The sequence below is a fragment of the Mycolicibacter sinensis genome (genome assembly GCF_001667375.1).
GTDB classification, from domain to species: Bacteria; Actinomycetota; Actinomycetes; order Mycobacteriales; family Mycobacteriaceae; genus Mycobacterium; species Mycobacterium sinense_A.
The window spans coordinates 1-16,122 of sequence record NZ_LZIN01000004.1 but is presented as its reverse complement, the minus strand read 5'-3'; the positions used below and the strand labels follow the sequence as shown (position 1 = coordinate 16,122).

The 16,122-nt window shown below is 69.1% G+C and carries 17 protein-coding genes; 5 read left to right on the top strand and 12 right to left on the bottom strand.

Translation table 11 applies throughout. The features are described 5' to 3' along the window. Window positions 1–114: 114 nt before the first annotated feature. Window positions 115–678 (top strand): Uma2 family endonuclease, encoded by a 564-nt coding sequence (locus A5771_RS00715; RefSeq protein ID WP_064853291.1) that lies wholly within the window; start codon window positions 115–117, stop codon window positions 676–678. Here A5771_RS00715 and smc read toward each other — a convergent pair. From smc to A5771_RS00690, 5 genes are read right to left on the bottom strand one after another with little or no spacing between them, the layout of a single operon-like run. Then, on the bottom strand, window positions 675–4,265 hold the full coding sequence (gene smc / locus A5771_RS00710; RefSeq protein ID WP_064853290.1) for a chromosome segregation protein SMC: 3,591 nt from the start codon (window positions 4,263–4,265) through the stop codon (window positions 675–677). The two genes, A5771_RS00715 and smc, sit on opposite strands and share 4 nt — an antisense overlap. 19 nt (window positions 4,266–4,284) lie before the next feature. Then, complete coding sequence (locus A5771_RS00705) at window positions 4,285–4,566, bottom strand: acylphosphatase (protein WP_082946981.1); 282 nt, start codon at window positions 4,564–4,566, stop codon at window positions 4,285–4,287. Further along, window positions 4,553–4,969 carry an OsmC family protein gene (locus A5771_RS00700; RefSeq protein WP_064853288.1) on the bottom strand — a complete coding sequence of 139 codons (417 nt, stop codon included), beginning with the start codon at window positions 4,967–4,969 and terminating at the stop codon, window positions 4,553–4,555. The genes A5771_RS00705 and A5771_RS00700 overlap by 14 nt, the downstream gene beginning before the upstream one ends. A gap of 48 nt (window positions 4,970–5,017) precedes the next feature. Then, window positions 5,018–5,404: a nuclear transport factor 2 family protein gene (locus tag A5771_RS00695; RefSeq protein ID WP_064853287.1), complete on the bottom strand. Its 387-nt coding sequence runs from the start codon at window positions 5,402–5,404 to the stop codon at window positions 5,018–5,020. 50 nt (window positions 5,405–5,454) lie between these two features. Continuing rightward, a complete protein-coding gene (locus A5771_RS00690) occupies window positions 5,455–5,664 on the bottom strand; it encodes a hypothetical protein (RefSeq protein ID WP_131808875.1) in 210 nt (69 codons plus the stop codon). Between the two features lie 217 nt (window positions 5,665–5,881). Here A5771_RS00690 and A5771_RS00685 point away from each other — a divergent pair, with 217 nt between their 5' ends. Beyond that, the gene (locus tag A5771_RS00685; protein WP_064853285.1) at window positions 5,882–6,982 is read left to right on the top strand and encodes a helix-turn-helix transcriptional regulator; all 1,101 of its coding nucleotides are present in this window, start codon (window positions 5,882–5,884) and stop codon (window positions 6,980–6,982) included. 28 nt (window positions 6,983–7,010) lie between these two features. Continuing rightward, window positions 7,011–7,784 (top strand): PIG-L deacetylase family protein, encoded by a 774-nt coding sequence (locus tag A5771_RS00680; RefSeq protein WP_064853284.1) that lies wholly within the window; start codon window positions 7,011–7,013, stop codon window positions 7,782–7,784. An 18-nt stretch (window positions 7,785–7,802) separates the two neighbouring features. On the opposite strand, the gene mutM is transcribed toward A5771_RS00680, so the two are convergent. The 4 genes from mutM to sepIVA are packed head-to-tail and all read right to left on the bottom strand — an operon-like array spanning window position 7,803 to window position 10,740. After that, window positions 7,803–8,639, bottom strand: coding sequence for a bifunctional DNA-formamidopyrimidine glycosylase/DNA-(apurinic or apyrimidinic site) lyase (gene mutM / locus A5771_RS00675; protein ID WP_064853283.1), 837 nt, complete (start codon window positions 8,637–8,639; stop codon window positions 7,803–7,805). 2 nt (window positions 8,640–8,641) lie between these two features. Next, window positions 8,642–9,361 carry a ribonuclease III gene (gene rnc / locus A5771_RS00670; protein WP_064853282.1) on the bottom strand — a complete coding sequence of 240 codons (720 nt, stop codon included), beginning with the start codon at window positions 9,359–9,361 and terminating at the stop codon, window positions 8,642–8,644. Next, the gene (locus A5771_RS00665; RefSeq protein WP_064853281.1) at window positions 9,358–9,963 is read right to left on the bottom strand and encodes a YceD family protein; all 606 of its coding nucleotides are present in this window, start codon (window positions 9,961–9,963) and stop codon (window positions 9,358–9,360) included. Before A5771_RS00665 ends, rnc begins: the two co-directional genes overlap by 4 nt. Window positions 9,964–10,002: 39 nt before the next feature. Next, window positions 10,003–10,740: a cell division protein SepIVA gene (gene sepIVA / locus A5771_RS00660; RefSeq protein ID WP_064853280.1), complete on the bottom strand. Its 738-nt coding sequence runs from the start codon at window positions 10,738–10,740 to the stop codon at window positions 10,003–10,005. Window positions 10,741–10,883: 143 nt separating this feature from the next. Here sepIVA and purU point away from each other — a divergent pair, with 143 nt between their 5' ends. Continuing rightward, window positions 10,884–11,834, top strand: coding sequence for a formyltetrahydrofolate deformylase (gene purU, locus A5771_RS00655; RefSeq protein WP_428844371.1), 951 nt, complete (start codon window positions 10,884–10,886; stop codon window positions 11,832–11,834). Here purU and A5771_RS00650 read toward each other — a convergent pair. From A5771_RS00650 to A5771_RS00640, 3 genes are read right to left on the bottom strand one after another with little or no spacing between them, the layout of a single operon-like run. After that, entirely contained in the window at window positions 11,831–13,828 is a 1,998-nt protein-coding gene (locus A5771_RS00650) for a 5-oxoprolinase/urea amidolyase family protein (protein WP_064853278.1), read from the bottom strand. The two genes, purU and A5771_RS00650, sit on opposite strands and share 4 nt — an antisense overlap. Next, window positions 13,825–14,430, bottom strand: coding sequence for an urea amidolyase associated protein UAAP2 (locus tag A5771_RS00645; RefSeq protein ID WP_064853277.1), 606 nt, complete (start codon window positions 14,428–14,430; stop codon window positions 13,825–13,827). The genes A5771_RS00650 and A5771_RS00645 overlap by 4 nt, the downstream gene beginning before the upstream one ends. Beyond that, on the bottom strand, window positions 14,424–15,158 hold the full coding sequence (locus A5771_RS00640; RefSeq protein ID WP_064853276.1) for a DUF1989 domain-containing protein: 735 nt from the start codon (window positions 15,156–15,158) through the stop codon (window positions 14,424–14,426). The genes A5771_RS00645 and A5771_RS00640 overlap by 7 nt, the downstream gene beginning before the upstream one ends. A gap of 76 nt (window positions 15,159–15,234) precedes the next feature. On the opposite strand from A5771_RS00640, the gene A5771_RS00635 reads away from it, so the two are divergent. After that, complete coding sequence (locus A5771_RS00635) at window positions 15,235–15,921, top strand: TetR/AcrR family transcriptional regulator (RefSeq protein WP_064853275.1); 687 nt, start codon at window positions 15,235–15,237, stop codon at window positions 15,919–15,921. Window positions 15,922–16,122 lie beyond the last annotated feature (201 nt).

The window sequence follows — 16,122 nt, the reverse complement described above, 5'->3', positions numbered from 1 at the left end:
TTGTTTCAGGGCCGTGGTGGGCAGGGCTTGTCGGTGGGGCCCGGCAGACTGCGGTCAACACGCCTTCCGGCGTAATCTGCAACTACTCGAGCTCCCATCGGGAGGAGGTGCACCATGTCTGAGCTGGCCGATCTGCCGTATGGCTTGATCACCCTGGAGCAGTGGGACGCCCTGGAAATCGCCCACGAGCGACGGTGGGAGCTCAGCGAGGGAACCCTCATCATGTCGCCGCGGCCGCAAGTCACCCATCAGCGCATTTCACGACAGCTCACCCGCCTCCTGCAAGATCACCTGCCCGACAGGCTGGAGGCGCTAGCCGAAATGGAGGTGACGACCAGCGCCACATTTCCGCCCAGTGTCCGCGACCCGGACATCGTAGTGATCCGTAGTGACGGCGTCGACGGACGTACCGTTCGGCTTCCGGCAGCGGATGTGGTGCTCGTCGTCGAGATCGTCTCACCCGGCTCGCGCCGGATGGATACCGTCATGAAGCTGCACGAGTACGCCAAAGCCGGCATTGAGCACTACTGGATCGTCGACGCCGAGGCACCCGCATGGTTTCTGGCCTACCGCCTCGACGGCGAGCTGTACCGGCCCTTGGTCGTACTCCACGAGGGCAGAGTTCAGGTGCACGAGCCTGCCGAGATGAATTTCACCCTGGCCGACTTGACCAGCTAGCCCTGGCTGGACACCAGCTCTTCGCCGCGGATCCGCTGGGAGATCACCGCGGTGATCCCGTCGCCCTGCATGGTCACCCCGTACAGCGCGTCGGCGACCTCCATCGTCGGCTTCTGGTGGGTGATCACGATCAGCTGCGAGCGGGCCCGCAGCATCTCGAACAGCGCCAGCAGCCGGCGCAGGTTGGTGTCGTCGAGCGCTGCCTCGACCTCGTCCATGATGTAGAACGGCGACGGTCGGGCCCGAAAGATCGCGACCAGCATGGCGATCGCGGTCAGCGACTTCTCACCGCCGGACAGCAGGGACAGCCGCTTGACCTTCTTGCCGGGTGGACGGGCTTCGACGTCGACGCCGGTGGTCAGCATGTCGGACGGGTCGGTCAACAGCAGCCGGCCCTCGCCGCCGGGGAACAGCGCCGCGAACACCTCGGTGAATTCGCGTTCCACATCGGCGTAGGCGTCGGTGAACACCTGCAGGATGCGCGCGTCGACGTCTGAGACCACGTCGAGCAGATCCTTGCGGGCCGCCTTGACGTCCTCCAGCTGGGTGGACAGGAAGTTGTAGCGCTCTTCGAGGGCAGCGAACTCTTCCAGCGCCAGCGGATTGACCCGGCCCAATTCGGCAAGTTCGCGTTCGGCGCGCTTGGCCCGGCGCTCCTGGGTGGGCCGGTCGAAGGGCATCGGGGCGGGCGCGGTCACCTGCTCGCCACGTTCGCGGGCCTGCTCGAATTCGGCGATTTCCAGCTCGGTCGGCGGTAACGGAACGTCCGGCCCGTATTCGGCGATCAGGTCCGCCGAGCCCATCCCGAACTGTTCGAGCACCGTCTGCTCGAGTTGCTCGATGCGCAGCGCTGCCTGCGCCTTGGCGACTTCGTCGCGGTGCAGCGACTCGGTGAGTGCGGTGATCCGGGTGCTCAGCGAGTTCACCTCCTCGCGGACCGCGGCCATCGCGGCGGCCCGCTGCTGGCGTTCGCCGGCCAGCCCGTCTCGGATCCGCGCCGCCGCCGCCACCACCAGCTGCAAACGCCGGGCCAGCTCCGTCCCGGCCTCGGCCACCGCGGCCGCCGTGGTCGCTGCGAGCGCACGGGCCGCGCGGGCCTGTTCGGCGCGCACCCGCGCCTCGCGTTCGGCGGCGGCGGCCCGGCGCAGCGAATCCGCCTTGCCCCGAACGGCATTGGCGCGTTCCTCGGCGGTGCGCACCGCCAGCCGGGCCTCCACCTCGACGCTGCGGGCCGCCTCGGCGGCGGCCGCGATCTGCTCCCGGTCCACCGGCTCGGCAGCGGCGGTCGGCTGGTCCTGCTCGGCGTTGCGCAGCCGGGCCTCGATCTCGCTGAGCTCGGTGACGGCCTGCGCCCGGCCGGACTCCAACTCGTCGCGTTCCCGCAGCCGGCGGCGCCACTCGGTCTCGGCCGCGCGGGCCTCCTGGCCCAGCCGGCCCAGCCGCTCGTGGGTGGCGGCGATCGCGGCGTCGGATTCGTTGAGCGCGGCCAGCGCCTGCTCGGTGGCGTCCTGGCGGGCGGCCTGCTCTGCCAACGCGCCCGACAGGGCCGCACTGAGCTGTCCGACCTGTGTTTCGGCGCCGGCCAGCTCGCCGCGCGCCTTGTCGATCTCGCTGTTGATCTCCAGCATCGAGGGCTTGCGGTCCGAACCGCCACTGACCCAGCCCGCCCCGACCAGGTCGCCGTCGACGGTCACCGCACGCACGCCGGGGCGGGCGGCCACCAGATCCAGGGCCGCGGGCAGATCGGGCACCACCACCACCGACGACAACATCGCGGTCATCGCGCCGCGCAGCCGGTCGGGGGCCTCGATCAACTCCAGCGCCCACTGCGCCCCGTCGGGCAGGCCGGTCTGTTCCACCGGCGGCGACAGCGGCCAGTCCCCCAGCACGATCGCGGCCCGCCCACCGTCGGCACTCTTCAGCGCGTTCAGCGCCGTGCGCGCCGCACCGGCGTTCTCGGCGGCCAGCGCGTCGGCGGCCGAGCCGAGCACCGCGGCCAGCGCCGCCTCGTAGCCCGAGCGCACCTTGACCAGCGTGGCGATCGACCCGAACAGCCCAGACCCGCTGTGGTTCTGGGCCAACCAGGCGGCGCCGTCGCGGCGTTCCAGTCCCATCGACAACGCATCGATACGGGCGCGCAGGGAGGCCACCTGCCGTTCGGCGCCCCGCTCGGCGGCCTGCAGCTCGGCGACCCGCTCATCGGCCAGCCGCAACGCGGCCACCGTCCGCTCATGCTGTTCGTCGAGTCCGACCTCGCCTTGATCGAGTTCGCCGACCCGGCTCTGCACCGTTTCGAACTCTGCCTGTGCGGCCTGGGCGCGCGCGGCGGCTTCCTCGATGCGCGCCGAGAGCTGCGCCACGTGGGCGTCGATCGACTCCACGCGCGCCCGGATCGTCTCCACCTGTCCGGTCAGCCGGGCCAGGCCCTCGCGGCGGTCGGCTTCGGCGCGCACCGCGGCCAAGTGTGCCTTCTCGGCCTCGGTGCTGCGCCGTTCGCGTTCGGCCAACTCGGCACGGGCGGCCTGCAGCCGGGTGCCGGCCTCGGTCAGTTCGGCCAGCAGCTGCTGCTCGGCGGCGGCCACCTGCTCGGCCTCGGCCTCCAGCGCGTCCGGGTCGACGCCACCGGTGGTGATCGGGTCCTCGTCGAGATGCTGGGCGCGGTCGCTGGCGATGCGCACGGTGGCGCTGACCCGCTCGGCCAGCGCGGAGAGCGAGAACCAGGTCTGCTGGGCGGCCTCAGCGCGCTGAGTCAAGGTGGCGACCGCGGACTCGTGCGCGGTCAGCTCGTCGGCGGCCGCCGTCAGCCGCTCGGTGATCTGGTCGTGTTCGCGGCGCAGCGTCGCCTCGGCGTCAGTGGTTCCGGCGAACTCGGTCTGCCGGGTGACGAGGTCGTCGGCCGTCAGCCGCAGCCGGGCGTCCCGCAGGTCGGCCTGGATGGTGGCGGCCCGGCGCGCGACCTCGGCCTGACGGCCCAACGGTTTGAGCTGACGGCGCAGCTCGGTGGTCAGGTCGGTCAGCCGGGCCAGGTTGGCCCCCATCGCGTCGAGCTTGCGGACCGCCTTTTCCTTGCGCTTGCGGTGCTTGAGCACCCCGGCGGCCTCTTCGATGAACGCCCGGCGGTCTTCGGGCCGCGATTCCAGGATCTGCGACAGCCGGCCCTGACCGACGATGACGTGCATCTCACGCCCGATCCCCGAGTCGCTCAGCAGCTCCTGGACATCCATCAGCCGGCAGCTCGCGCCGTTGATCTCGTACTCGCTGGCGCCGTCGCGGAACATCCGGCGAGTGATCGACACCTCGGCGTACTCGATCGGCAGGGCGTTGTCGGAGTTGTCGATGGTGACGGTGACCTCGGCGCGGCCCAATGGGGCACGTGAGGAGGTGCCGGCGAAGATGACGTCTTCCATCTTGCCGCCGCGCAGCGTCTTGGCGCTGTGTTCGCCCATCACCCAGGCCAGCGCGTCGACCACGTTGGATTTCCCGGACCCGTTGGGCCCGACCACCGCGGTGATGCCCGGCTCGAACCGCAGAGTCGTCGGCGCGGCGAAGGACTTGAAGCCCTTCAGCGTCAGACTCTTGAGGTGCACGGGGTGTGAGACTACCGGTCTAACGTTCGCTGAATCCGTCGATCGGCTCGGTGGCGACCACCCAGTCGGCAACCACGGTCTCCACCCGGCCCGGAGCCGAGCCGCCCTGCAGCAGCTCCAGCAGGCGTTGGCAGTTCTCGCGTGGCCCCTGGGCCACGACGTGCACCCGCCCGTCGGGGCGGTTGGCGGCGTAACCGGTCAGCCCCAGCTCCAGCGCGCGCGACCGCGTCCACCACCGAAAGCCCACCCCCTGGACCGTGCCGTGGACCCAGGCGCTGAGCCGGGCGTCAGGGCCGGCCACGATCGGCGACCTCGAAGCGCACCTCGGTGCCGGATTGCAGCGTGCGGCCCACGGTGCAGACCTGATCGACGGCGCGGCGCACGACGGTCAGCAGCCGCTGCTTTTCGGAGTCGTCCAGAGCCGACAGGTCCAGCTCCAGGGTCTCCGCCAGCAGCGGGTAGCGCTCCTGGTCCCGGTCGGCTGGACCGCAGACCTGAATCGTCGCCGGGTAGTCGTCGCCGAGCCGGCGCGCCAGCGGGGCGTCGCTGGACATGCCGCTGCACGCCGCCAAGGCGATCTTCAGCAGTTCGCCGGGGGTGAAGACGCCGTCCACGTCTTCGCTGCCGACCAGCACCTGCGCGCCCCGGGAACTGCGGCCGGTGTAGCGCCGGGTTCCGGTTCGTTCCACCCACAATTGCGTCATGGGGACATTTTTACCGCCAACCCGGCGCCTCGCTACGCCGGCGGCCGATCAGACGGCCGCGACGTTCTTTCGGCCGTACTGGCGTTCCATCATGGCGGTGTCGCCGTACACCTCGACCCGCAGCGTCTTGCCATTGCGGATGGTGTAAACCTCGGCGCTGTGCGCACGTTCGCCACCGACCGAGGCTTCACTGAGCACCACGACCGTGTCGCCGTCTGCCAGGAAACGATGCGGAGCGATGATCGGCTCCTTGGTGGCCAAACCCGCCAGGAACTGGCCGAGTTCCGTTTTGCCCCGGTAGGTTCCGCTGACCGCACTCTCACCCGGTTGCACCCATTCGATGTCGTCATCGAAGAGCGCCATCAAGGCTTCGTTGTCGCCGCTGGCGAACGCCTGATAACCGCTCCGGACCAGTTCGATGTTCTGCTCAGACATCCTTCGATTCCTTTCCTGGGAATTTCCCTTGCCCCGGCCGACTTTCGTCGTCACAGCCGGTACATCTCCCGCGACATCCGCGCGTTTTCCATGCAGACCGACTCGAATCGCGGGACAGGATCTCCCGGTTCGAGCAATCTGCGGATACGGCCCATCGCGACGAACAATGTTGCGGCAGCCTCATGGCCGCGCTGTTGCACATGGTGTGCGGCGGCGCCGTAGGCAGACGCCACCCCGGGGTTGAGGGCCAATTGCGCCATGGCCGTCACCTCCTTGCGGCAGTGATATTTTCGTGTCCGTAAACCACCGGCGAACACATCTTCAGGCAAGCACTGCGACCCCGAAATTGCCTCATCCCAATGGATGAGATCCGAGTACACTTTTGCGGCAAGAAGACAGCGGTCTTCCTAGCGCTTCGCAACCGGGAGATGCGGATGTGTGGGATGTGCAGTCCGATCGGGGAATTCGGGGCAGGCGATGTTCGCGGTCGATGAATTCTCACAACTGATCGCTGGTATTTACTCCGCGGTGCTGGCACCGGAGCAATGGAATGCCTCCATGGCCGCGATCGCCCGCGCCTTCGACGCGCACACCGCTTCGCTGGTGTTCAGCGACAACGGCTCGCGCATCATCAAGCACGCTCAGATGCCGCCGTCCGCGGCGCAGGCCTACGCGGCGCATTACGACCGGTTGGATCACGTGCTCTGCGCGGTCGAGGCGGGCCCGGTCGGGGCAGTGCGAACGGGCGCAGAACTGATGTGGCCCTACCAGCATTGTGAATTTCAGACCGATTGGGCGCGCCCGAACGGGCTGGACGACGGGCTCTTCGTGCGCCTCACCAACGGGCCGGCGGTCACCAGCCTGGCCATCGCGAGTGTGAAGAGATCGGATCGGTTCGACAGTCCGGAGCACCTCGCACTGATCGACTGTCTCAGCACCCATCTGCAGCAGGCGCTGCGTATGCAGGGCCGCCTCGAGGACCTCGATCACCGCAGCGGCGACCTCGCCCGGGCCAGTGAGGCCGTCAGCCACGGGATCGTCATCGTCGAAGGGCGCAGGGCGGTGTACGTCAACTCTGCCGCGGAGCGAGTGCTGTGCGCAGGTGACGGTTTACGGATCGACAACGGCTGCATCAAGGCTGAGGCCCGCTGCGCCGACGCGGAGTTGGAACGCAGCATCGGCCGCGCATCGGATCTGGACGGCTGCGATATCTGGGGTGGCTCATTTCTGTGTGCGCGGGCCTCGGGCCGGCGGCCCTATATTCTGCATGTGCTGCCGATCGAGCCGAATCCCGTTGCGGCGCAGGACGGGCGGGCGATGGTCATCATCGTCGATCCCGAGCGGCAGCCGGAACCTCCGGCTATGCTGCTGCGGCGCCTCTACGGGCTGACGCAAAGCGAGGCGCAGGTAGCCCTGTTGGTGACGCGGGGCGAGGGCTTGGCTCCGATCGCCGAGGCGTTGTCCGTGTCGCCGAATACCGTGAAGACCCACCTGCGGCATGTGTTCGACAAAACCGGTGTGCATCGCCAGGCCGAACTCGTTCGCCTCCTGATCACCCTTGACCCGCTGCAGCGGTGAGGATGCGCGCCGAGCATACTGATCGTTCATGGCCACCGTCGTCGCGTTCCATGCTCATCCGGACGACGAGGTGGTGCTGACCGGCGGGACCCTGGCACGCGCGGCCGCCGGCGGGCATCGCGTGGTGGTGGTGGCAGCGACCGATGGACGCGTGCGCAACGACGACGTCGACCGGGTCAGCGAATTACGCAACAGTGCACGGACTCTCGGCGCGAAGCGGGTCGAATGCCTCGGGTACGCCGACAGCGGGTTCGGCACGGAGTTCTATCCCGACCCGCCGGGCCGGGTCCGATTCGCCCGTGCAGACACCGAGGAGGCGGCCCAGCGGCTGGCCGCCATTCTGCGCGAGGAGGAAGCGGACCTGCTGTTGAGCTACCAGGCCAACGGCGGCTACGGGCATCGTGACCACGTGCAGGTGCATCACGTCGGCAAGCGCGCCGCCGAACTCGCGGGCACCCCGCGGGTGTTGGAGGCGACCATGCCCCGGGAGATGTTGATCCGAGTCGCCAATGCCGCTCGGCTGTTGCGGTTGCCGGCACCCTACGGGCGTGACGTGCTTCGCGCTGCATACGCACCTAGCTCATCGATCACCCACCGGATCAACGTCTTTCGGTTCGCCCGGCAGAAGCGCGACGCGCTCGCCGCGCACCGTTCGCAGATCGGCACCACCGGCGCGGCGGCACGCCTGTTCGCGGTGTTGATGCGGCTTCCTCCGCAAGTTGCCGGGCTGATGTTCGGCCGGGAGTGGTTCGTCGATCCGACACTGCCCGCGGGGCGGGTGTACCGCGACATCTTCGAGTGAACTCCTCCCTGGCGCGAGTCAGCGCTGGCATTTCGGGCAGTAGTACGACGAGCGGTTCATGAACTTCGCCCGGCGGATCGCGGTGCCGCAGCGCCGACACGGCTCGTCTTCGCGGCCGTAGGCGTCCAGCGACCGGCTGAAGTAGCCGGACTCGCCGTTGACGTTGACATACAGCGAATCGAACGAGGTGCCCCCGGCGGCCAGCGCGTCACCCATCACCGCCGCGGCGGCCTCCAGCAGTGCCCGCAATCGCGGGCGGGACAGCGTGTCGGCCATCCGGGTGCCGCGGATGCCGGCCCGCCACAGCGCCTCGTCGGCGTAGATGTTTCCGATCCCGGAGATCACGGTCTGGTCGAGCAGTTGACGTTTGATCTCGGAATGCTTGCGCCGCAGCACATTCACCACCGATTCGGCGTCAAAGCGCGGGTCCAGCGGGTCGCGGGCCAGGTGCGCCACCGGCAGCGGGACCCTGCTGCCAGCGACGGTGACCAGGTCGGTGAGCTGCCAGCCGCCGAACGTCCGCTGGTCGACGAAGCTGACCTTCGTGCCGTCGTCGAGCACCGCGGCGATCCGCAGGTGTTTGGTGTCGGGCAGCTCCCCCAGCAGCATCTGTCCGCTCATGCCCAGGTGCACCACCAGCGCCTCGTCGGTACTGAGCAGCAGCCACAGATACTTGCCGCGGCGGTCGGTGCCGGTGATGCGGGCACCGAGCAGCCGGCCGGTCAGGTCGGCGGGGCCGGCCTCGTGGCGGCGCACCGCGCGCGGGTGATGGACCCGGACACCGGTCATGGTGCGGCCCACCAGGTGGGTATGCAGGCCGCGGCGCACCACCTCGACCTCGGGAAGCTCCGGCATCGCTACCCGGGCGTGCCGGCGGCCGGGGTGTCCGAGGCGTCCAGCGCCGTCCAGGCCGCCGCCGCCGCCTTTTGTTCGGCTTCTTTCTTCGACCGTCCGACACCGGTGCCGTATTCGGTGCCGGACACAACGACGACGGCGGTGAACTCCCGGTCGTGGTCCGGTCCGGTCGAGCTGACCTGGTAGCCGGGCACGCCGAGGCCGCGGGCCGCGGTCAGCTCCTGCAGGCTGGTCTTCCAGTCCAGGCCCGCCCCCAGGGTGGCCGCGGTGTCCAGCAGCGGCCCGAACAGCCGCAGGATCACCGCCCGCGCGGTGTCGATGCCGTGCTGCAGGTACACCGCGCCCAGCAGCGACTCCATCCCGTCGGCCAGGATGCTGGCCTTGTCGGGCCCGCCGGTGTTGATCTCCCCGCGGCCGAGCAGCAGGTGGGCGCCCAGGCCGTCGTCGGTCAGCCGCCGCGCCACAGCGGCCAGCGCGGCGGTGTTGACCACGCTGGAGCGCAGTTTGGCCAGGTCGCCCTCGGGCCGGTCGGGGTGCCGGTGGAACAGTTCGTCGGTGATGGTCAGCCCGAGGACGGCGTCCCCAAGGAATTCGAGACGCTCATTGGTGGGCAGGCCGCCGTTCTCGTAGGCGTAGCTGCGGTGGGTGACCGCCAGCGTGAGCAGGTCGTCGGAGAGATCCACTCCGAGTGCGTCGAGCACGGCCTGCCGGGGACGGCTCACCGGTCACCGTCGTCGGTCACCTGCGTGCCCGGGGGCCCGGCCATTTCGGCGAGCTTGGCCCAGCGCGGGTCGATCTTGTCGTGGTGGTGGCCCGGTTCGGCGTCGGCCAAGACGATCCCGCAGTCCGGGCACAGGCCCGGGCAGTCGGGGTCACACAGCGGGGACAGCGGCAGCGCCAGCCCGACCGCGTCGACGATCGCCTGCTCGAGGTCCACGGCGTCGTCGACGACGCGGCCGATCTCGTCGTCGTCGGTGGTGGCGTCGGTGGTGCTGTCCGGGTAGGCGAACAGCTCAGTCAACTCGACCTCGATGTCACCGGTCAGCGGTTGCAGGCAGCGCGCACATTCGCCCGCGGTGGGCCCCGACACCGCGCCGGTGACCAGCACGCCCTCGGAGACCGACTCCACCCGCAGATCCAGCTCGACGGCGGTGTCGGAGGGGATCGCCACCAGGTCCAGCCCGATGCGGTGCGGGCTGCGGCGCTGCTCGTGCAGCGCGATCATCGAGCCGGGACGCCGGCCCAACCGGGCGACGTTCACCACGAACGGCGACGGCAGCTTTCGCCGCCCGCTCTTCACGCCTGTGTCCGGATGCCTCGCCATGCCGCGATTCTACGCAGCGGGCATCACCACGCTCGCCGGTCAGCGAGTGGCGTAGTCGTGAGTGCCGGCGGCGGTACGCAGTTGGTGACGGCCGCGATTGATCGAGCGGAGCGTGCCGTTGAGGAAGTCCTCGAACTCGGCCAGCTTGGCGTCGACGTAGATGTCGCATTCGCCGCGCATCCGGTCGGCCTCGGCGTGCGCCGAGTCGATCAGCCGGGTGGCCTCGGCGCGGGCCGAGGTCACCACCTCGTTCTGCGAAACCAGCCGCTGCTGTTCCTTGATGCCCTCCTGAACCGCCTTCTCGTAGGCGGCGTTGCCGTTCTCGACCAGCCGGTCGCATTCGGCCTGGGCACGGCTGGTGGCGGTCTCGAACTCACGCTTGGCGGTCGCGGTCAGCCGGGCGGCTTCCTCGCGGGCATCGCCGAGCATCCGCTCGCTGTGCCCGCGCGCCTCGGCCACCATCCGGTCGGCCTGCCCCTTGGCGTCGGCCAGCAGCCGGTCGGCTTCGGCCCGGGCATGGCTGACCAGCGAGTCGGATTCGGCGGTGGCGGAGCTGACCATCGAGTCCGCGTGCTCCTTGGCCTCGTTGAGCACCGAGTCGCGGGCGTCGAGCACATCCTGGGCGTCGTCGAGCTCGCCGGGGATCGCATCCCGGATGTCGTCGATCAATTCCAGGACGTCGCCGCGGGGCACCACGCAGCCGGCCGTCATCGGCACGCCACGGGCTTCTTCGACAATGGAGCCCAGTTCGTCAAGGGCTTCGAACACTCGGTACACGGCAGCACCCTCCAGGCATCGTTGTTGTTACCAGTGTGCCCTCTGTTACCTATGTGACTGCGTTAGCCGCCCGGTGTGTCGGATTTTGGTCCACTTCACCGGTAGCCTGACCCGTTGATATTCCGGATCGGCGAAGGGCGGCCATGACGAACGGTTCCGGGGAGGCTCGGGGGCCCGCGGGTTCCCCGACGCCGGCACAGCCGCCGCAGGGCCATCCGCACCGGTCCGGTGCTCAACCGATGGCCGACATCGGCCGGCTGCTGCTGCGCTGTCCCGACAGCCACGGCATCATCGCCTCGGTCAGCGCCTTTTTGGCCGACGCCGGCGCCAACATCATCTCGCTCGATCAGCACTCGACGGCCCCCGAAGACGGGACGTTCGTGCAGCGGGCGATCTTTCACCTGCCCGGCCTACCCGCCGCCATCGATGAGCTCCAGCAGCGGTTCGGCGCCACGGTGGCCGAGCGGTTCGCGATGCACTACCGGTTCGCCGAAGCCGCCAAGCCCAAGCGGGTGGCGATCATGGCCTCCAAGGCCGACCACTGCCTGCTGGACCTGCTGTGGCGCAACCGACGGGGCGAGCTGGAGATGACGGTGGCGATGGTGATCTCCAATCATCCGGATCTGGCCGAACAGGTGCGGCCGTTCGGGGTGCCGTTCTTCCACATCCCCGCCACCCGCGAGATCCGCGCCGAAGCCGAACAGCGTCAGCTGCAACTGCTCTGCGGAAACGTCGACCTGGTGGTGCTGGCGCGCTACATGCAGATCATCACCGGTGAGTTCATCGAGGCGCTTGCCTGTCCGCTGATCAACATCCACCACTCCTTCCTGCCGGCGTTCGTCGGTGCGGCGCCCTATCAACGAGCGCGGGAGCGTGGCGTCAAGCTGATCGGCGCCACCGCGCATTACGTCACCGAGGTTCTCGACGAGGGGCCGATCATCGAGCAGGACGTGGTGCGCGTCGACCACACCCACAGCGTGAGCGATCTGGTGCGACTGGGCGCCGATGTGGAGCGGGCGGTGTTGTCGCGGGCGGTGCAGTGGCACTGCCAGGACCGGGTGATCCGGGTCGACAACGAAACGGTGGTGCTCTAGGGGCTTCCCGCGGCGGCCCCGATTTCGCCGGCCTGGCGCCAGGCGCTGCGTTCAGCGGCGAACGCCGCCGTTTGTTGCCGGCGGAATCCGGCGATGCTCTCCGCGTTGCCGTCCAGGAACCGGCGATAGTCCGACAATGCGAACTCGCCGTCGGTGATCTCGACCCGGCCGCGTCCGGCCGCGGTGTCGGCGCGCAGCTCCAGTAGCTCCTCGGCGGGTACCGGATAGAAGCTGATGCGGTCGAAGTAGCGCAGCAGCCAGGGTGTTTCGGGTTCGAACAGGCCTGCGGTGGCGTGTCGGTGATTCCACACCTGGGTGGTGCGCCCGACGAACTGGTAGCCACCGGGTCCCTCGATGCCATAGATGCACAGGTAGGCGCCGCCGATCCCGACGGCGTTCTCCGGGGTCCAGGTGCGGGCCGGGTTGTACTTGGTGGTGACCAGTCGGTGGCGCGGGTCCAGCGGGGTGGCCACCGGGGCGCCGAGGTAGATGTCGCCCAGACCCAGCACCAGGTAGTGCGCGTCGAACACGATGTCGTACACCTGCGCGACGTCGTCGAGTCCGTTGATGCGCCTGATGAATTCGATGTTCGACGGGCACCACGGCGCGTCGGGCCGCACGCCGTACTCATAGCGCCGAATGGCCTCATGGGTGGCGGGGTCGTCCCAGCTCAGCGGCAGGCGCACCGAGCGGCTCGGCACGACGAGCTCATCGCACGGCGGAAGCGCGTCATCGAGGGCGGCCACTTGCTCGATCACCTCGGCGCACGAGGACAACTCGGTGTCGAACTGGATCTGCAGGGATCGCACACCGGGCGTCAGTTCGGCCAGCCCGGGCAGTCCCCGCTGCCGGACTTGGTCGTAGAGCACCTGCACCCGCGCTCGTAGCGCCAAATCCAGTGTCATCGGCCCGTATTCGAGTAAGATCCCGCCGTCACCGGCACGTCGCAGGGTGACGGGGGTGCCGTCACGGCCGGTGTAGCGCTGTAGCACGCCGTCGTCGCCGTCGCCGCAGCGCGAGACCACGACGGGCAGTGCCGCGCGCCGCTGCGCGTTCAGCGCTGCAGCCGGTGGTGCGTGCTCGGCCCGGATCGGCACCAGCCGCACGGTGTCGCCGGGTGCCAGCTGGCCGAGTTTCCAGCGGTCGCCGCGTACCACCGTCACCGGGCAGACGAATCCGCCGAGGCTGGGGCCGTCGGGCCCGAGCAGGATCGGGGTGTCGCCGGTGAAGTCCAGTGCGCCAACGGTGTAGGCGGTGTCATGAATGTTCGATGGGTGCAGGCCGGCGTCTCCTCCGTCATGACGTGCCCACTGCGGTTTCGGCCCGACCAGCCGCACGCCGGTGCGGTCGGAGTTGAAGTGGACGGTGTAGTCGGTGCGCGTCAGGGTGTCCATGTCGGCGCGGGTCAGAAACTCCGGCGCGGCGTGCGGGCCCTCGGTCACCGCCAGTTCCCAGTGCCGACCGATACTGGGCTGGCTCTGGCTGGGTATCCGGGTGAGCGCCGGTGCGGTGCCGTGGCCGCCGGCCGCGCCGAGTAGGTCTTTTTCGCCCAGGGCCCGCCCGTGGTGCCCGCCGAACGCGCCTTGGGTGAAAGTCGCAGCACTGCCAAGGTATTCCGGCTCCGATAGCCCGCCCTCGACGAGCAGATAGCAGCGCATGCCGGGCCCGGTAATGGTCCCGATCTCCAGTAGGCCGCCGGAGGGTACCCGCACCGGCCGCCACTGCGACGCCGGGGCGCCGTCCACGCTGACCGGCACCCCCGCACCGGTGACGCATACCCAGGCCGGGCTCGAAAAGCGCAGAGTGGGACCGGATTTGGTGCATTCCAGACCGGCGGCGCCTTCGGCGTTGCCCAGCACCCGGTTGCCGAGGCGAAACGACAGGTCGTCCATCGGTCCGGACGGCGGCACTCCGACATGCCAGTAGCCGACGCGCCCGGGCCAGTCCTGCACCGTGGTGAACATGCCCGGGCGGACCACCTCGATGCCGATCATCGTCGGGTGATCACCATGCGGACCGGGGTCGGGTCAAAACCATTGCACGGGTTGTTGATCTGCGGGCAGTTCGACACCAGCACCAGGGTGTCGATCTCGGCCTGCAGCGTCACGCTTTTGCCGGGCGCCGAAATGCCGTCGACGATGCCCAGGGTGCCGTCGGCTTCGACCGGGACGTTCATGAACCAGTTGATGTTGGAGACGATGTCGCGTTTGCCCAGCCCGTGCTTGGCGCCTTCGAGCAGGAAGTTCTCCACGCAGGCATGCTGGTGGGCGGTGTGGTGGCCGTAGCGCAGCGTGTTGGACTCCTGCGAGCAGGCCCCGGCGATGGTGTCGTGGTTGCCGACGTCGTCGGCGACGACGGTCATCAGGGCGGTGCCGTCGGCACTGCGCAGCGCCGTACCGGTGCTCACGAAGATGTTGCGCTGGGCGGCGACGGTGGCCTGGGCGCTGTAGCGGCGGGTGTGATCGTTGGCGTCATAGAGCAGGCAGTCCACCGCCTGGTTGCCGTGCAGGTCGATGATCTGCAGCCGATCCCCGGCGCGCACCACCGCCGACCAGGGCGCGCGGGCCGGCACCACATTCTCGGAGATGATCACCATGCCGCCACCACCGCCTCGGTGTTCTCCAGCGCCCGCAGGTATTCCGGGTCTTGGTTGGACAGGGCGCTCAGTTGTTCGCCGGCTTTCCACCCCAGCACATCCAGCGCGGTCGCGGGCGGGTCGGGATCCAGCGGGTGCGCGGCGTTGGCTACCACCAGCACCACCGGCAGATGAATCAGCAGGTCGACTGCCGCCCCCGGCCCCGCCGACCCGGTGAACTCCATTGCGCCGCTGGGCGGATCGACCCGAACACCCCGGAACAACGCCACCGACGGCGCCACGTCGCGAATGTTCATCCCGTGCTTGATCGCGCCCAGCAGCAGCAGTTGGCTGCCGGTGGCGCCGGGTCCGCACAGCAGGTCGTGGTGACCCGAGGAGTCGGCGACGACGGTGGCCAGGACGCGGCCCTGATCGGAGAGCAGCGGATGGCCGGTGCCCAGGTAGGCCTGCCACGGCACCTTCATCGTGTCGGCGACGTTGAGCCGCTCCCAGGGCGCTTCGGCGCGGTAGAGCAGAAGATGCGCGCAGGCGCCGCCGTCGGCGTCGATCAGCCGGATCCGGCTGCCGCGGGCCAGCACCTTGGTGGCGTAGCCGTCCGCCGGGATGGTCTCGGCCCAGAACAGCGTCGACGGGTCGACGTCGTCGGGAACCGCCGGTACCCGCAGTTCGGCCTGGTGCGCCTGCGCGCGGGCGTGTGAACGGGCCCCGCCGGTGGAGGCGGTACTCATCGGGGTGTCTCCTCTCGACATCCGGCACCGTAACATGATTATCTATCACCCGACAGAAATACTGGGACGGGGGGCCATGCAGAGCGATCGACGCGGACGTCCCCGGCTGGTGGCCTCTCGCCGCCCGGGCCACAGCGCGCGCGACGAGATCCTCGATGCGGCAGCGGAGTTGTTCACCACCATCGGCTATGCCGCCACCTCCACCCGGCGCATCGCCGAGAGCGTCGGCATCCAGCAGGCCTCGCTGTATCACCACTTCGCCGCGAAGGACGACATCCTCGACGCGCTGCTGGCCGGTACCGTGGACATCTCGCTGCAGTTGGCCGGCGAGCTGTTGGCCGAAGGCGGCCCCGCGGCGCCCCGGCTGCACACGCTCGTTGTCGCCGACGCCACCCAACTGTGCGGCGGCCGCTGGAATCTGGGCACCTTGTATCTGCTTCCGGAACTTCGCGTCGAGCGTTTCGCCGAGTTCCGCTGGCGTCGGGCTCAGTTGCGGGCGTACTACCGGGGGCTGTCCCGCGCGGTCATCGCCGAGCACCACGGCCCTGGCGAGGCCGACGACCTCCCGTTCCGCTTGGTGGAGTCGGTGATCAACCGCCGCTCCGATGACGGCAGCTGTCCGGGTGACTGTCCGTGGACGGTGGCCGAAGCCGCTTTGCGGGTACTGGGCTGTGGTGATGGTTTTGCCCGGATGCGGAAGGCAACCGGGGAGCGTTTGGGGCTTTGGCCGGACGAACCAAACGCTCGTGGCGACGCAGGATAGTTCCGGTGCGGCCAACAGGCCGTCGAGTCGCGCGGTGGCCTTGATCACCGCCAGCTGGTTATCCCCAGTGTGGGTGCTATCCACAATGCGGCGGCTGACGTGTGCGGGCGGCCATCCTGCTCGATGGATTCGTGTCTTGAGTCAAGAAATTGGCGGGTTTTCTTGGGTAATCGGGTTCAGGTAGGCCTGCTGCGGGGTGCG

Bases quoted from the DNA above. Each gene is read 5' to 3' on its own strand.
- purU (WP_428844371.1), top strand. From the start codon at position 10,884: ATGACGAACGGTTCCGGGGAGGCTCGGGGGCCCGCGGGTTCCCCGACG.
- A5771_RS00700 (WP_064853288.1), bottom strand. From the start codon at position 4,969: ATGACGCAATTGTGGGTGGAACGAACCGGAACCCGGCGCTACACCGGC.
- A5771_RS00680 (WP_064853284.1), top strand. From the start codon at position 7,011: ATGGCCACCGTCGTCGCGTTCCATGCTCATCCGGACGACGAGGTGGTG.
- A5771_RS00645 (WP_064853277.1), bottom strand. From the start codon at position 14,430: ATGGTGATCATCTCCGAGAATGTGGTGCCGGCCCGCGCGCCCTGGTCG.
- A5771_RS00635 (WP_064853275.1), top strand. From the start codon at position 15,235: ATGCAGAGCGATCGACGCGGACGTCCCCGGCTGGTGGCCTCTCGCCGC.
- A5771_RS00665 (WP_064853281.1), bottom strand. From the start codon at position 9,963: ATGGCGAGGCATCCGGACACAGGCGTGAAGAGCGGGCGGCGAAAGCTG.
- A5771_RS00715 (WP_064853291.1), top strand. From the start codon at position 115: ATGTCTGAGCTGGCCGATCTGCCGTATGGCTTGATCACCCTGGAGCAG.
- A5771_RS00640 (WP_064853276.1), bottom strand. From the start codon at position 15,158: ATGAGTACCGCCTCCACCGGCGGGGCCCGTTCACACGCCCGCGCGCAG.
- A5771_RS00650 (WP_064853278.1), bottom strand. From the start codon at position 13,828: ATGATCGGCATCGAGGTGGTCCGCCCGGGCATGTTCACCACGGTGCAG.
- A5771_RS00690 (WP_131808875.1), bottom strand. From the start codon at position 5,664: ATGGCGCAATTGGCCCTCAACCCCGGGGTGGCGTCTGCCTACGGCGCC.
- mutM (WP_064853283.1), bottom strand. From the start codon at position 8,639: ATGCCGGAGCTTCCCGAGGTCGAGGTGGTGCGCCGCGGCCTGCATACC.
- A5771_RS00695 (WP_064853287.1), bottom strand. From the start codon at position 5,404: ATGTCTGAGCAGAACATCGAACTGGTCCGGAGCGGTTATCAGGCGTTC.
- A5771_RS00685 (WP_064853285.1), top strand. From the start codon at position 5,882: ATGTTCGCGGTCGATGAATTCTCACAACTGATCGCTGGTATTTACTCC.